Here is a 14854-nt window from a genome sequence, read left to right on the forward strand (position 1 = left end):
GTCTACGAAGTAATCCCTTATTTCCGCTTTTTGCCTCGGCGTTCGCGCACGCGCACGGCGATGCGGATGGGCGTGCCGTGGAAACCAAAGCGCTCGCGGAACTTGCGCTCAAGGTAGCGCCGGTAGGATGCGTCGAGGAACCCAGTGGTAAATAGAACAATCGTCGGTGGCTGGGTTGATGCCTGTGTAGCAAAGAGCACGCGCGGCAAACGATTATTCTTCATCGGCGGCGGGTTGGCCGCAATCGCCTCACGCATCCAGTTGTTGAGCTGACCGGTAGACACGCGCTGATCCCAGCTTTCTAGGGCCTCAATCATGGCCGGCTCCAGCTTTTGCAAGGCGCGACCGGTCTCAGCAGAAATGTTAACGCGGGTTACCCACGGTAAGTGTCGCAGCTGCTCGTCAATCTCACGATCGAGGTAATAGCGGCGGTCCTCATCCATCAGGTCCCACTTATTAAACGCGATGACCAAGGCTTTGCCGGATTCCAGCACCATATTGAGCACGCGCTGGTCCTGCTCGGAAATCTCCTCGGAGGCATCGATAAGCATGATGCATACCTCGGCAGCATCGATTACGCCACGGGTGCGCAAGGACGCATAATACTCGTGGCCCTGCGCGTTCTTGACCTTCTTGCGCAGGCCCGCGGTATCAATAAACTTCCACAACTGCTCATCCAGCTGCACCAGCGAGTCCACGGGGTCTACCGTGGTGCCGGCGACATTATCTACCACCGAGCGCTCCTCGCTGGTGAGTTTATTGAGCAGCGAGGACTTGCCCACATTCGGCCTGCCGACGAGCGCGACGCGGCGAGGTCCCGACGTAATCGAGGTCTCGCGCGGTTCTTCGGGGAAGCTGAGCAGGATCTCATCCAGCACGTCCGCGCCACCGCGCCCGTGCTGTGCAGAAACCGGCCACGGATCCCCGAGGCCCAAGGCGTAAAACTGCGCCATATCCGCATACTGGTTATCGGAATCGAATTTATTCGATACCACGATCACCGGCACCGGGGACTTTTGCAGTCGGCGCGCCATGACCTCATCGGTTTCGGTAATGCCCACCTTGGTGTCTACCACCATCACGATGACATCGGCGGTATCCATCGCCATTTCTGCCTGTCGGGCGATATCGGCGTGCATGCCTTTGACGTTGGGATCCCAGCCGCCGGTATCCTGCACGATAAAGCGCTGTCCATTCCAGTCCGCCACGTAGGAGACGCGGTCACGGGTCACGCCAGGGTGATCTTCTACGACGGCCTCGCGGCGGCCGAGGAAGCGATTAACCAGCGAAGACTTGCCCACATTCGGCCGCCCCACAATAGCGACGGTGCACAGGGCTTCTTCAGTGGCATCGGCAAATCCGAGCGATTGCGAGAGCTGCTCCCACTCGTCCTCACTGAGAGGCTGCTCTAGGTCTTCCTCATCCCCGTAATCGGCCTCGCCGAACTCTGACTCATCAAAGTCGTAATCAAATTCTTCAGCATCGAAATCGTCCGTAGCCCAACCCGGCGAGGTCTCTACCGTTTCCTCGTCGAACTTACCCGCAGGGTAATGGAACTGCGTGACTTCTTCCTCTGGGGACTCAAAATCTTTATTGCTCATGAGCGGGACTCCTTAACCACGTTGATTAGAGCCTGCACGACGTCCTCCGGGCTCATGTCAGAGGTATCGACGATAGTGGCATCGTCGGCTGGGCGAAGCGGCGAGGTTGCGCGGGAAGAATCCGCGGCATCGCGGCGCTGCACATCCGCCAGTACAGATTCAAAATCGGAGGCAATGCCGGCCTTTTCGTTTTGATCGTGTCGGCGCTGCGCACGGACTTCTGCAGAAGCCGTCATAAAGGCCTTGGCTGGGGCATCGGCCAACACGACGGTGCCGATATCGCGGCCCTCTACGATGGCGCGGTGGGCGCGCTGCGCCAGCGTGCGCTGCAATGACACCAAGTTCTCCCGCACCTCCGGGATGGCAGATACTGCGGAGACGTTCTGGGTGACCTCATCTTCCCGGATGACGCGGGAGACATCGGCGCCATCGAAAAGCACCTGCGTGGAATCTGGATCATCGGAAACCTCCAAGGGGAGGTTAGCCGTCGCGGAAATCACCGCTTCCTTGTCCGCAGGATCCACGCCTTGGCGCAATACCGCCAAGGTTGCCACGCGGTACATGGCGCCGGTATCGATGTATTTTGCATCCAATTGCTTGGCTAGGGCCCGGCATGTCGTGGACTTTCCCGTTCCGGAGGGGCCATCGACCGCAAGAATCAGGCCTTCATCAGGCATATTCGAAATCATTACATTCCCACCGCCTTGTACAAGCTCGTCAACTCGTTGGAATTTAGCGCGCGCAGTCCACCGGGCTTCATATCGCCCAATTGGACCGTGTGCAGCTTGGTGCGCACCAAGCGCTGCACGGGATAGCCGGCTTCCTTCAGCAAGCGGCGCACGATGTGCTTGCGGCCTTCGTGCAGCTCTACTCGGACCAGAGAGAACCCCTGGTTTTTGTCCACTACCTGCACGAAATCGGCCTTTGCCAGGCCATCTTCTAGCTCGATGCCCTCTTTGAGTTGGCGCACAAGCTTATTATCGGCCTCACCCAATACCGTGGCCAAGTAGGTTTTCTTCACCTCATACTTGGGGTGCATCAGGCGGTTGGCCAATTCCCCATCGTTGGTGAGGATGAGCAGGCCTTCCGTATCCGCATCCAAGCGGCCTACGTGGAATAGGCGCTGGCCCGAGGCAACCTTTTCAGACACCACGTCACCCACGCAGGGGCGGCCGAGGTCATCTGACATCGTTGACTGCATTCCGCGGGGTTTATTGAGGATGAAATATTCTTGGTCTTCGTTGACGTTGACGCGAACACCGTCGACGCGGATGACGTCCACGGCGGGATTGACCTTAACGCCCTGCTTGAGAATGACATTGCCATTTACTTCGACACGGCCGGCATCAATGAGGATCTCCGCGTGGCGGCGCGATGCGACGCCCGCCTTGGCCAAGACCTTCTGCAGGCGCTCGCCCTTGGGCTTATCGTCATCGACCAGCCAGTCAGCGCCCAAATCGCGCGCCACCGATTCTGCAGTGGCCTTCTGCTTTTTCTTGGAAACGTGTTGATTACGAGCCGGCTTGGCATTAGAGACAACGATATCGCTGTCTCGCTGCTTCTTATCCGGTGTGCCGTCACGGCGAGCGGGAGGAGTCACTTAAGTGTCCTTTTCTCTCGAAGATATGAAATTACCTGCGTGAGTCTACCCCACCTCAGTACTCTTCGTCGATTGTATCGACATCTGGGAGAAGCGGCGCCAAATCAGGAAGGCGTTCCAACGAGTCTATGCCTAAGAGTTCGAGGAAAAGTTCCGTGGTTTCATACCGGTGCGACGCCCCTTCGAACTCATCCTGCGGGAGCTCGCGGATGAGCCCTCGCAGGTTAAGGGTGCGCATTACGCCGTCCACGTTGACACCGCGGACCGCAGAGACCTGCTGGCGTGTGACCGGTTGGCGATAGGCCACGACGGCGAGGGTTTCCAAGGCCGCGCGCGAGAGCTTCGTTTGCGCCCCATCCAATAAGAACTCCTCCACCGCGCTGGCGTTTTCCTGGGGGGTATAAAACCGCCAACCCTCAGGGGTCTCGCGCAGCTCAATTCCAGAGCCGCGGTTGTCGAATTCGCGTTGAATGGTCCGCAGGCAGTCACTAATGACCGCCGGTTCCACGTTAAGCGCCCGCGCCAAGGACTCTACGGATGCCGGCGAATCAAGCACCAGCAAGATCGACTCGAGCCGGGACCGCAATTGCGAAATGAGCGGAAGATCCATGCCCCTTAGATTACAACCAGCGACGGCGGTGCTAGTACTAGTCCCAATTTGCTGCTGCAACGACTGCGGGATCTACGTCCAAGCCGGTCCAGGAAAGGTTCAGCTGGCCCAGTGCTTCCTGCTGCTGGGCATCGACTGCCTTGGCCTTAAACAGTTCCAAAAGCGCCAAGAACCTGCCGACGATATGCATGGTTGTGGTGCAATCTCGGGTAAGCGAGGAAAAACTTGTCCACTGCCCTGCGCCCATGAGTTTAAGCGTTTCGAGGATCTTTCCAGCCTGCTCAGGCACGGAGACGGCAACGCCATGAATATGGCCCGTTGCCACTTCTTCCGGCGGCTTGGGGCGAAAGACACCCGCCGCCATTTCCGCAAAGCTCGCTGGAGTATGCCCCAACGTCACGGGAGGTAAAAGCTCCGCAAATTGCTCCTCGATGCTGACCGCGCGCGGATAACTGCGCTGCGCCTCTCGCTGCCAGCGGGCAAATTGGTCCGCCGCCTGTTTATAGGCCTTGTACTGCAAAAGCCGGGCAAAGAGCAGGTCACGCGACTCCAGCAACTCTAGGTCCTCTAGATCATCGACCTCACCCCGTGGCAATAGCCGTGCGGCCTTTAAGTCCAATAGCGTTGCCGCCACGACCAAGAAATCAGTCGTCTCATCCAGATCCGCGTTCTCGCCCAACTGCCGCGTGTAGCCCACAAATTCATCGGTCACCTCAGACAAGGCCACATCCGTGATATCCATCTTCTTGGCCTGGATGAGCTGCAAAAGCAGATCAAATGGCCCCTCGAAATTCCGCAGGGCAATGCGGAACCCCGTAATCTCTGGTTGCGTCACGGTAGCTTAGACGGTCGAGCGCTCGATGACTTCCTTCGCCAGATCGCGGTATTGCTGCGCGGCCTGTGAATTGGGCGCCCACGAGGTGATGGGCTCGCCGGCCACGGAGGTTTCTGGGAAGCGCACGGTACGGGTAATGACGGTATCGAATACTTGATCCCCAAAGTATTCCACCACGCGGGACATTACCTCGCGGGCATGCTTGGTGCGCCGATCAAACATGGTGACCAGAATGCCCATGACTTCCAGATCGAAGTTGATGCGGTCAGAGACCTTTTCCACCGTATCCGTGAGCAAGGCAAGCCCGCGCAGCGAGAAGAACTCGCATTCCATGGGGATGATGACGCCCTGGGAACAGGCCAAGGCGTTGACCGTAAGCAGCCCCAAGGAAGGCTGGCAGTCAATAATGATGAAGTCATAGTCGCGGCGCACCGGACGCAGGGCTCGCGCCAAGGTATGCTCGCGGCCTACTTCATTGACCATCTGGATCTCTGCTGCGGAAAGGTCAATATTGGCCGGAACGAGGTCCATGCCGGACACGCTGGTGTGGTGAATCGCGGAGTGGATAGAGGTATGGCTATCCAGCATTACGTCATAAATCGAGTCCTCGATGTCGTCATGGTTTAATCCCAGCCCAGCCGAAAGGGCACCTTGCGGGTCCAAATCAACCAGTAGGACCTTGCGTCCATACTCTGCGAGGCAGGCCCCCATATTGATGGTTGACGTGGTCTTGCCCACGCCGCCCTTTTGGTTACACATCGAGATGATGGTGGCGGGCCCATGTTTTTCCAAGGGGGCGGGTTCCGGCAGCTCGCGGACAGGGCGGCCAGTTAGCCCCGTCTCTACATCAGAGGCTGAAAAGAGACCCTCTTCGCTCACAGTCAAACCTTCTTCCTTGACGCCAAGTCATGGACCATGACATTTGGCATAGGGTTGCTTACAACGTTGTAACTATAGCGTACCCGCTGCCCTTTATGACTACCGAGACTTTGCAAATATCAAGCCTCTAACTTTGACTTAAGTACCTGCCGGACGAGTGGAAGCTACGCCCGAGGATGCGCGGTCCTCCACACCTCCCGCAAGGAATCAGCAGTGACGTGCGTATAGATCTGCGTCGTAGTTACTGAGGAATGCCCTAAAAGCTCCTGCACGGTGCGCACATCGGCACCGCCTTCGAGAAGGTGCGTGGCAAAAGAATGGCGCAGCGTGTGCGGGGAAATAGATTTATCCAACTGGCTACGCTGCGCGGCCGTCTTAATAATGGACCACGCGCTTTGCCGCGAGAGAGCGCCGCCGCGAGTATTCAAAAACAGCGCGGCGGTCTTCCCCTTTCCCAGTACGGGCCGGGCGCGCACCAAGTAGGCATCGATGGCCTGCCTGGCGTGCGAGCCAAGGGGTACAAGCCGCTCCTTATTGCCTTTGCCATGCAGCATTAAGACGTCATCGGCAGTAGCTACGTCATCGACGTTGAGCGAGATTACCTCAGAGATGCGCGCCCCAGTGCCATAAAGCACTTCTAGTAGCGCCCTATCGCGTAGGCCAACCGGCGTTTCCGTAGGCGTCGATTCGATGAGCCGTGACACCTCATCCACGCTCAAGGTTTCCGGCAAGTGTTGCCCCGTGGAAGGTGGGCTTACCTCGACGGCAACATCGCTATCGACCTCGCCTTCCGCAACGGCGAATTTATGCAACCCGCGCGCAACAATGAGGGCACGGTTGGCAGAAGATACCGCCATATTTTCACGCAGATCCTTTAAATAGGCCTCCACCATAGGTCGAGTTACCTGCCGTAGGTCCTGGACCCCATTTACTGCCAGCCAATCCACATACCTGCGAATATCCCGCCGGTAATTGCTCAGGGTATTTGCTGAAACGCCGCGTTCGACGGCGAGGTGATTCAACCAGGTCTGAGCGATGTCCTCTGCAGCAGTCACTGCTTTTTCAGATCCGGTCCGTTGCGTCGAGCAGCCATATGGGTTGGGCGCAAATCGAACGGCGCATCCACCGAACGCGTCGGCTTTCCACCAATGACCGTGGCATATGCAGATAAAATACCCGCGCACGCAACGGAATTAACTATCTCACCGCCCAGCACCTTGTCAACCGCCTTATCTAAATCAACCCAGGCAAAATCCATATCGGCTTCTTCATCGCCGGTATCGTGCAGCGCCGGTACCTCGCTAAGGTCGCGAGCAAGGAAAATCCGCACGGCTTCCTCACAAAACCCCGGTGAGGTCACCATATCCGTGAGAACTTCCCAATCCTTCGCGGCAAGGCCCGCTTCCTCCTGCAGCTCGCGCTGCGCGCCTGAAAGCTCGTCCTCGCCCTTCACATCGAGCAGTCCTGCGGGCAGCTCCCACAGCCGCTTGCCGACGCTATGCCGGTACTGATGCACCATCGCGATGCGCCGATCCTCATCTAGGGCGACCACCGCGACGGCGCCCAAGTGCTCGATGATCTCCCTATCCGCGGTGTTCCCTCCCGGCATGGACAAGGTATCGCGGCGTACGGCCACGATAGGGGCATCGAAAATTAACTCTGAATCCAAGACCTGAAAATCGTGGACCACTGTTATTTCTCCTCTTCAGGTAGGGCGGAATCCGCGCTTTCTGCTGAACCGTAGTCTCCCCTGCCCCCATTAAGCTGTTCTTCGGCAGCGGAAATGACGGCAATGCGCTCTACCGCACGCTCAATACCATCTACGGTAGAAAGATCCACGTCTTTGGTGCGCAACTGCTCCACTGTCTTATCATCTTGGGTCTGCTTGCTCCGTGCGCTAAGCACCACGCTGCCATTGACCTCATCCAAAGCGGTGGCTAACTCAGCCAAGGTGTCCGAATAGTATCCGCGCACCCCACTGCCGGAAACAATGATGATGGACTGGGCGGGAAGGATGGTCCCGTCCTTATAATCAATAAAATCCTCATCGCGCAGGGCACGCAGCAGCTCAGATCGTTCCTTTACGCTTGCGATTGGCTCCGTGCTTTCTGGATCCATGGATAAGGCAGCCCCCAAAACCTCGCCGCCGTAGCTTCCCACGGTTTTATCGAGTCCCTTAAGATCTGCCTTTTTCGGGGCCTTATCTTTAAGGATTTTTACGATATCGTCTTTGCTTTCCCCCCGCAGGAAGTCTTTACTTAGCTTGATTTCTCCTGCAGCGGTGGCCCCGGAGGCTTCTAAGAGTTTCGTGATTTCAGAAAGTTCATTGCTATTTGCATCATCGGTGGAAATAACCAGCACTGGCCGCTGCGATAATGTACCGGAGACCAAATCTGGGGCTACATCACTGACGATGTCATCACTCGCCTCGTTTTGATTCTGCAAGATCTTATTTTCTTGCACCACCTTGCGGTGTTCTGCACGGATCGGGTCATCGTCGGCCACGCTGGTGGTCAGGTTGGGCGCGATCACCAAGGCACCAAGGGCCACTCCAACCGCCGCCCCAAGTCCGAGGCCTGTAATTAGTTGCGCTTTCGCCATATTTTTACCCCCGCTTAGAATAGGCTCGACCACGTCTGGCTTAAATTACTCAAGAAATCCTGGCTCCCGCCGAAGCCCACGATCAAGATGATCGCTGCAATCGCCACCAAAATGCTCAAAAGGGCCCATAACCAACCAAGGTGCGAGGACGGAGCGGAATACAGGTTGATTACTGCCTCAGCATCGACCACCTTGGTTCCGGCCTTCAGCCGAGACAGTACAGCAGACGGAGCCACGCGGTTGGCAAAAACATCATCGAGGTCAAAACCACCACCTGCCTGCACGATCAGGCCCGCACCGTGGTAATCCGCAAAGAGCAGCGCTAAATCCGTGGCCGCTTCCGAAGCCGCCGGAAACGTCATGGCCCCGATGCCCAATTCTTGGATGCGGTCAATGCTCTCCACGCTGCCTTCTGGATCCGCGGGCACCACAATGCGCGCGCCGCAACGCAGCGACTCATCGCACACCTTGGCAGGATCGCCAATGATAAAGTCAGGCTTATATCCCTGCTCCAGCAAAGAATCCGCGGCTTCATCAACCGCAATGAGCAGCGGCTCATACTCCCGAATGAAATTCCGCAATTCTTTTAGCTGGGAGCGGTGGTCTTCGGTGGGAGATAAAACAATGACCTTCCGGCCAGCAATCTCGGCACCGGATGCGGGGACCCCGAGGCCATCGATAAGCAAGGGGCCTTCAGAGTTAATGAAGTCGATGGAGCTCGCGAAATAGGACTCCATGTGATCAATGAGTGCGCTTTGTGCCGCCTTGAAGTTCTTGTCTGCGCGCTCCCTGGAAACCTTCTGCCCCGTCCCGATTACTTTATCCGCGACGTAGACCTTTCCATCGTCCCCAATATGTGCCTTCTTGCCATCCTTAAACTCGGAGATAAATTCCTCGCCGAGGCCTTCGAGGAGGTCAATGTCGGCATCGAGAAGCATGTGCGGGCCGCAATTAGGAATGGAGCCAGTAGAAAACCTGGCGACGTTGACCACCGCGGAGGGCTGTAATTCCACAAGCGTTTGTGCCTCGGGCCGAGAAATATTCGCCGCATCAATAACGGCGATGTCACCTGCAGAAAACTTCTTAAGACCTTTCGCTCCCGGGGTGCAATCGCGCAATGCAGCATGCTCACCAGGATGATCGGGGGTACGGGAAAACAGAGCCATGGGCTCCATTGTTCCTTGCTTAGTCCGCCAGCTGGGTAAGGCGCGCGGAAGCTTCTTTTTGTGCGCGATCAAAAAGCTCTTGGGCATGCGCGCGCCCCGTCTCCGTGTCATCCAAACCAGCCAGCATGCGCGCCAATTCCTCCACGCGCTCCTGCTCCGTTAGCTCGGCTACCCCCGAGGTAAATTTGTCCTTCGAGACATGCAAATGCGCATCCGCATACGCAGCTACCTGCGGCAGGTGCGTCACGACGATAACCTGATTATGCGCAGCTAGCCGCGCTAGCCGACGCCCAATTTCTACCGCCGCACGCCCGCCCACGCCGGCATCGACCTCATCGAAGACCAATGTCGCACCGTCCTCGCTGGCGAGCACGACCTCAAGGGCAAGCATGACGCGAGACAACTCGCCACCGGAGGCCGCGGTGGCCAATGGCTTCCCATTGAGCTGCAACTCCGCGGCATCGGCGCCCGTCTTGGAATACTTAGCCGCGGACAGTTCAACTGACAATGTGGAATTGGGCATGGCCAATCCATGCAGCTCTTCAGTCACCAACTTCCCCAGTGCCTCCGCTGCCTTTCGGCGGCCCTTCGTAAGCTCCGCCGCCTTCTGCATCATCTCTTGCTCAGCCTCTTTGACCTGCGCCTTAAGTTCCTCAAGGACTTCAGTGGAGGTATCCATCGACTCCAATTTGGACTCCGCCTCATCGCGCCACGCCAAAACACCATCGATATCGCTGGCGTATTTGCGAGTCAACGCTCGAAGGTCCTGCTGGCGTTGCAGTGACTTCTCCAGCAGATTCGGATCTGCCGGCAGCCCCGCGAGGTATCCACCGAGCTCGGCCGAAATATCGCCTAGCTGCGAGGTGATTTCAGATATGCGCTCGCCCAAATCCGCCAGCTCTTTATCCGAGGATCCCACCAACGCTGATCCCGCGCGCCCTAGCAGCGAAGAAGCAGCCTCATCAAGCTCTTCCGTTCCATCGATCGCCGCCAAGGCAATGTGCGCGGATTCGCGCAGCCCGTCGACGTCTTGCAAGCGCTGCACCAACTGCACTAGCTCCGCGTCTTCCCCTGGCTCGGGTGCCACACCGTTGATTTCCTCTAGCGCATATTGCAGGCGGTCAGCTTCCTGGGCAAGCTCCCTACGAGACTCGGTGCGCCGACGATAGTCCTTGGCCAGGCTGCGCCACTTTTTAAAGGCCTCAGCATAGTCTTCCCGAATGCCAGCCAGTTGCGGGTCTGCACGGTCCACGGCCGCGAGTTGCTCCTCTGGGGCCAAGAGGCGCAATTGGTCATTCTGACCATGCACGGTAATTATCTCCCGCGCGAAATCTCCCAACGTGGCGGCCGGTACGGCTCGCCCTCCCAAATACGCCCGCGATCGCCCCGCAACCGAAACCGTGCGCGAGACAATAAATTCACCATTTTCATCTGGCTCACCGCCCACCGAGTCCACCAGCTGGCTGATGCTCTCCTTCGCGGAACTAAAATGGCCCTCCACGGCCGCTTTTTTAGCGCCATCGCGCACCCGAGAGGCATCGGCACGCCCGCCGGCCAACAATCGAAGCCCCGTAACCACCATGGTTTTGCCAGCGCCGGTCTCACCGGTCAATACGGTCAGGCCCTCCGATAATTCCGCAGAGCTATGGCGAATGACTCCTAAATCATTGATAGAAATATCGACAAGCACTATTTCTCCTTCGGTCCACGCCAGCCTTCCACAGGCAGCCGCAGCTTAGAGACCAATCGATCCGTAAAGGGCTGATCATCCAACCGCACCCAGCGTACGGGGCGCTTACCGCGCACCACCTCAACGCGGGCGCCCGGCGGCATAATAAGTTCCCTGCACCCATCCAAGATAACCACGGCCGGTGTGGTTTGCATGGTTGATTCCACCGCCACCAAGGAGTTGGGAGAAACCACTAAAGGTTTAGTAAAGAGTGCATGGGCATTATTCGGCACGACCAAGATTGCATCTAGCGATGGCCACAGCACTGGGCCGCCGGCAGAAAATGCATACGCCGTAGATCCCGTAGGAGTCGAAATCAGCACGCCGTCACAACCGAACGACGAGACCGGGCGCCGGTCGATCTCCAAAATCGCATCCAACACGCCCGACCTGTTCTGGTTTTCTACCGAGGCCTCATTCAAAGCCCAACTGCTAGCCAGTTGGTGACCGTTGGCATCCGAAATAGAGACATCCACCGTCAGCCTGTCCTCCACCCGGTAGCTCTTCTCTATTACGCGAGCGACGGCACGGTCTAATGACTCCACTTCCCATTCCGCGAGGAAGCCTACGTGCCCTAGATTCACTCCGAGGACCGGAATATCAACCGCGCGTGCCATATCAGCCGCGCGCAGGAAGGTGCCATCACCGCCGAGAACAAGAACCAATTCACATCCCTCCGCCGCAGCATCAGAATGCGGGACGTGCTGTAGCCCTGGCAGGACGGTTTCGTCCGCACAAACGCGAACCGTTATCCCTGCCTCCTCCAATAACTCGGCTGCACGGGAGGTAGCCTGCAGGTTCTCTGCGCGATTGGCATGTGGAACCAACAATATCTCTCGCATTACTGCGGACCTTTTTCAACGGCAGTATCAATCATCTGTTTCATTGTAGCCACGTCCGTGGACATACCGTCCTTTTTCAGCCACAGGAAATATTCCACATTTCCACTCGGACCTGGCAACGGTGAAGCCACAACACCGTGCAGGCTAAGGCCTAAAGACACAGCAAATTCAGCAACGTCCTGCGTGGCCTCTTTGCGCATCTCCGGAGAACGAACCACCCCGCCGCTGCCGATACGCTCTTTGCCCACCTCAAACTGCGGCTTGACCATCGGCAGCAGCCACGCACCGTCCTTCATGCACTCCACAATTGCTGGCAGCACCAGTTTTAGGGAAATGAAAGATAAATCCCCGACCATGCCATCGCACAGGCCATTGGTCATCTCCGGATTAATAGTGCGGATATTGGTCCTATCCAAAACCGTCACGCGGTCGTCATTTTGCAGGCGCCACAATAATTGCCCATACCCGACGTCAACGGATAGCACCTCACGCGCACCAGACGCCAAGCACACATCTGTAAATCCTCCTGTCGATGCCCCTGCATCTAAGATGCGGCCATCCATGTCGACGTCGAATGTGGCTAGTGCGCCCAAAAGCTTATGCGCGCCGCGAGACGCCCACCTGTCTTCCGCAGACTCCTCGACCTTGATGGAGACTTCAGGATCCACAACTGTTGCAGGCTTTTCTGCCTTAAACCCGCCGACGGTCACACGGCCAGACTTGATCATCTCGCGGGCTTGCTCACGAGATCGCGCAATCTTTCGGCGCACAAGTTCTGCATCCAGCCTGCGGCGTTGTGGTGGCATTAGTTCTCCTGCAAAGCATTCCGCAATACGGAATGCGCCCTGTCCAGTTGGTCGACTTCTTCTGCGAGTGTTGGCGCATCTTCGCCGAGAATTGTCGAAACCTCCGAATCTACCTCTTCAGGCTCTTTCACGGCCCGAAAATCGTGTGGCTTTACCGCCATTTCGACACAACCTTTTCCGCAAATTCGCTACGTGGCTGAATATACCGAGGCGGTGCCGGCATCGACCACGCCACTTCCAAGACCGTCCGCAGCGCTTGCACCGAGGTAGAGGATTCATTTCCCCCCTGCAATAGGACATCATACCCATCGCATCGCGCGGTAAAATCTCCTTGCGGTCCCGGTCGCACCTGCGAAATAGGCAATGAAAGCTCGTGCATGCCTGCCCCAATAAAATTAGGCCGTGCCTCCACCGGGGCTTCGATAAGCTCCAGCTCGCCCGATACACCAGTCAAGACATGGAAGGTATTCATCGCTGCGGCGTTACCCCCAACGATATCCGTATCTAGCCTGTCGCCCACCGCCAATGGCTTCTTGGAACCGGCCTTCTTGGCCGCGAGGAAGAACATCGCTGGTTCAGGTTTGCCGGCAGAAACGGGCTCTACTCCCGTCGCCTTCTGGACGGCAGCAACTAGGGAGCCATTGCCAACGCCTAGCCCCCGCTCAATTGGAAGGGATGTATCCAAATTTGAGGCGAAAAACTTCGCGCCTGCCCGGATAGCCAGCGCCCCCTCCGTCAACTGTTCCCAATCAACGGACTTATCAAATCCTTGCAGGACGGCTGCTGGTTTATCATCAGCACTCGAGACCACGGAAAAGCCCATCTCTTTGGCCAAGTCCCGGAAAGAATCCGCGCCAATGATTAGTACTTTCGCACCTGACGGGATTTCCTCCGCGGCCAACTGCAATACCGCTTGGGCGGAGGTGACGATATCACCAGAATCCGCAGTCAAACCGATATCCGTCAGCATTGTGGCGACGGCTTCTGGGCTCCGCGACGCATTATTTGTTACATATACTGCGGGAACGCCGCACGTATTAATAACGTCTACTACGTTACTTAGCGGACGGCCGCCCTCCCAGACGGTTCCATCCAGGTCCAGCAATAAGGCGTCATGTTTGCTCAAAACACTCATTATTTACATTCCGCCAATCGATCGGCGGCATCGGTCCAATCACCCTCATCAATGGCGATAGTGTGCTCGAACCACTCGCGGGCTTCATCCCTGCACCCCGCAGCGAGAAGAGCGTTTGCATAGGCATACGACAACCTACAAGCACTCACTCCGCGATCGCTGCGGTCAGGTTGTGCCCTCTGGATGGTAACCACCGCTGATTCAGGTTGATCGAGGTCAAGGCGAGCACCGGCCAGCACGATCGCCAGTTCAATAGCCGATTCTTTGTCTAGTTCTTTCGCCTCCTCGCTGCGTCCTAACTCCAATGCCTTTTCCGGCCGCCCCAGCCCGCGTTCACAATCAGCCATAACCGCAAGCATTCCTGGACCGCCAGAAATACGGCGGGCAGCGCGGAGCTCGGCGAGTGCCTCTTTCCACTCGCCTGCACGGTAAGCAGCGATACCATTAACTTCTCTGGCGATAGCCACGCGGCCCGCACGGTCCTTAGCCGCGCGCGCGTGCCGCAGCGCCAGCTTAGGATCATCGTCCATCCAGGTCGCCGCCATGATCATGTGCTTGGCGACGGCCTCCGAGTTCTCTTTAGAGAGAGATTTCAAATCTTGGAGCACCAATGGGTCCAAGTCATTGATATCAACCTCTTCAGGAATATCCGGATCGGTCATACGCCGGTTGATTCGCTCTTCCCTATACCCAGAGCGCTGTGGAGAGAAAGATTTCTTCTTTCCCCCTCCGCGAGAATCACGGTCCCCCGGGTTGCGTGGATTTCGACCCCGACGGTCTTGTCCGCGGCCGTTACGGCCGTACTGGTTGCGCTCCGACATTCAGTCCTACCCTCTCTTGGTTGGAACTCGCACAGAAATACCGCACCCATTCTACAGTGCTAAACGACATTCAAAGAATCTGGAAATTTCCTTACCTTTGTCCGTGTTTAGATGCACTTCATCGCAATTCCCCACTCCGGTACTGAATCATAGGTTCTTATTTTTTGTTGTTGTGTTTGTTTCTTTTGTGTGTGAGGAATTGTTTCCAGGTGTAGTGCCAGTGTGTGTT

The 14854-nt window shown here is 57.1% G+C and carries 14 protein-coding genes and 1 pseudogene; all 15 read right to left on the reverse strand.

Annotation, left to right across the window (positions count from 1 at the left end; genetic code table 11):
- Positions 1-17 precede the first annotated feature (17 nt).
- Positions 18-1601, reverse strand: a complete 1584-nt coding sequence (der, locus tag QP891_RS02235; RefSeq protein WP_284770706.1) for a ribosome biogenesis GTPase Der — start codon at positions 1599-1601, stop codon at positions 18-20.
- On the reverse strand, positions 1598-2290 hold the full coding sequence (gene cmk, locus QP891_RS02240; RefSeq protein ID WP_284770707.1) for a (d)CMP kinase: 693 nt from the start codon (positions 2288-2290) through the stop codon (positions 1598-1600). Before cmk ends, der begins: the two co-directional genes overlap by 4 nt.
- A complete protein-coding gene (locus QP891_RS02245) occupies positions 2290-3201 on the reverse strand; it encodes a pseudouridine synthase (RefSeq protein ID WP_005279286.1) in 912 nt (303 codons plus the stop codon). Before QP891_RS02245 ends, cmk begins: the two co-directional genes overlap by 1 nt.
- A 55-nt stretch (positions 3202-3256) precedes the next feature.
- Complete coding sequence (gene scpB, locus QP891_RS02250) at positions 3257-3811, reverse strand: SMC-Scp complex subunit ScpB (protein ID WP_284770708.1); 555 nt, start codon at positions 3809-3811, stop codon at positions 3257-3259.
- Positions 3812-3848: 37 nt separating this feature from the next.
- A complete protein-coding gene (locus tag QP891_RS02255) occupies positions 3849-4646 on the reverse strand; it encodes a segregation and condensation protein A (protein WP_284770709.1) in 798 nt (265 codons plus the stop codon).
- Positions 4647-4652: 6 nt separating this feature from the next.
- On the reverse strand, positions 4653-5525 hold the full coding sequence (locus QP891_RS02260) for a ParA family protein (RefSeq protein WP_023022236.1): 873 nt from the start codon (positions 5523-5525) through the stop codon (positions 4653-4655).
- Between the two features lie 164 nt (positions 5526-5689).
- Entirely contained in the window at positions 5690-6580 is an 891-nt protein-coding gene (gene xerD, locus QP891_RS02265; protein WP_284770710.1) for a site-specific tyrosine recombinase XerD, read from the reverse strand.
- On the reverse strand, positions 6577-7215 hold the full coding sequence (locus QP891_RS02270; protein WP_284770711.1) for an NUDIX domain-containing protein: 639 nt from the start codon (positions 7213-7215) through the stop codon (positions 6577-6579). The genes xerD and QP891_RS02270 overlap by 4 nt, the downstream gene beginning before the upstream one ends.
- Positions 7216-7217: 2 nt before the next feature.
- The gene (locus QP891_RS02275) at positions 7218-8126 is read right to left on the reverse strand and encodes a copper transporter (protein WP_284770712.1); all 909 of its coding nucleotides are present in this window, start codon (positions 8124-8126) and stop codon (positions 7218-7220) included.
- A gap of 14 nt (positions 8127-8140) precedes the next feature.
- Positions 8141-9301, reverse strand: coding sequence for a putative cytokinetic ring protein SteA (gene steA, locus QP891_RS02280; RefSeq protein WP_284770713.1), 1161 nt, complete (start codon positions 9299-9301; stop codon positions 8141-8143).
- 10 nt (positions 9302-9311) lie between these two features.
- Positions 9312-10982: a DNA repair protein RecN gene (gene recN, locus QP891_RS02285; protein ID WP_284770714.1), complete on the reverse strand. Its 1671-nt coding sequence runs from the start codon at positions 10980-10982 to the stop codon at positions 9312-9314.
- A complete protein-coding gene (locus QP891_RS02290; protein ID WP_284770715.1) occupies positions 10982-11863 on the reverse strand; it encodes an NAD kinase in 882 nt (293 codons plus the stop codon). Before QP891_RS02290 ends, recN begins: the two co-directional genes overlap by 1 nt.
- Positions 11863-12669, reverse strand: coding sequence for a TlyA family RNA methyltransferase (locus QP891_RS02295; protein ID WP_284770716.1), 807 nt, complete (start codon positions 12667-12669; stop codon positions 11863-11865). Before QP891_RS02295 ends, QP891_RS02290 begins: the two co-directional genes overlap by 1 nt.
- A 151-nt stretch (positions 12670-12820) precedes the next feature.
- Positions 12821-13804: an HAD-IIA family hydrolase gene (locus QP891_RS02300; protein ID WP_284770717.1), complete on the reverse strand. Its 984-nt coding sequence runs from the start codon at positions 13802-13804 to the stop codon at positions 12821-12823.
- Positions 13804-14616: pseudogene (locus QP891_RS02305) on the reverse strand (tetratricopeptide repeat protein); the annotation flags it as partial. The gene QP891_RS02300 and the pseudogene QP891_RS02305, both read right to left, overlap by 1 nt.
- Positions 14617-14854 lie beyond the last annotated feature (238 nt).

The organism is Corynebacterium sp. MSK310, from assembly GCF_030227355.1.
Classification (GTDB): domain Bacteria; phylum Actinomycetota; class Actinomycetes; order Mycobacteriales; family Mycobacteriaceae; genus Corynebacterium; species Corynebacterium rhinophilum.